We start from the raw sequence: 1,003 nt of genomic DNA on the forward strand, positions 1-1,003 counted from the left end.
TGATTGTACGTCCAAAGCCATCGTGTGGCGAAATCCTGCACTTCATTCACAGTATCAAACAGATGATGGGCTAACCAATCGTAACGCACGGTCCGGTTGTAGCGTTCGACGTAGGCGTTTTGCTGTGGTTTCCCTGGCTGGATATATTCAATCCTGATCCCGCGTCGCTCCGCCCAGGCTATCAAGTGGGTGCTGATGAATTCTGGACCATTGTCGCACCGTATCGCCATCGGTTTCCCGCGCCATTCTATGATGTTGTCCAAAGCACGTATAACACGCACCGTCGGTAGTGAGAAGTCGACCTCAATGCCCAAACCCTCGCGGTTGTAGTCGTCTATCACATTGAATAAACGGATACTACGACCATCGGCCAGTTGGTCATGCATGAAGTCCATGGACCAGACCTGATTCATTCCTGCAGGCTGCGCCAGAGCCTGTGGTTTGTCTCTGCTAAGCCGCTTTTTGGGTTTGATTCGTAAATTCAACTCCAACTGGCGATAGATGCGATATACCCGCTTGTGGTTCCAGGTGTAGCCCTGCACATTGCGCAGATACAGGAAACACAAACCAAAGCCCCAATTGCGCTGATTGTGCGTCAAGCGTATTAGCCAGTCTTCTATCTTCTTGTTTTCTGAAGACAGCCTGGCTTCATACCGATAGCAGACCTGGCTGACGGCAAAGGCTGCGCAGGCTGTACGTATGCTGACAGCATGTTGTTGGACCGCCCATCGCGCCATCTCGCGCCGCTGAGATGGCTTTACCACTTTTTTTGCATGGCCTCCGCGATGATCTCCGCCTTGAGTTTCTCTTCGGCATACATCTTTTTGAGCCGCCGGTTCTCGTCCTCCAGTTCCTTCATTCTGGCCATCAGGGAGGCATCCATACCGCCAAATTTGGACCTCCACTTATAGAATGTGGCTCCACTGATACCATGTTCACGGCATAGTTCCGGCACTGGTGAGCCTGCTTCTGCCTGTTTCAATATGGCGATAATCTGGCTATC

Annotated in this window: 1 protein-coding gene; it reads right to left on the reverse strand. The window is 51.6% G+C overall.

Annotation, left to right across the window (positions count from 1 at the left end; genetic code table 11):
* Positions 1 to 1,003, reverse strand: a protein-coding gene (locus ACO0LK_RS26960) for an IS3 family transposase (protein WP_422980602.1) whose coding sequence is annotated in 2 segments (ribosomal slippage) — positions 1 to 772 and positions 772 to 1,003 — 1,004 coding nt annotated over the 2 segments. Because the reading frame shifts where the segments join, the coding sequence is not laid out codon by codon here. This gene is flagged as partial in the annotation.

Origin of the sequence: Undibacterium sp. Ji49W (genome assembly GCF_049340205.1) — a bacterium.
Classification (GTDB): domain Bacteria; phylum Pseudomonadota; class Gammaproteobacteria; order Burkholderiales; family Burkholderiaceae_D; genus Undibacterium.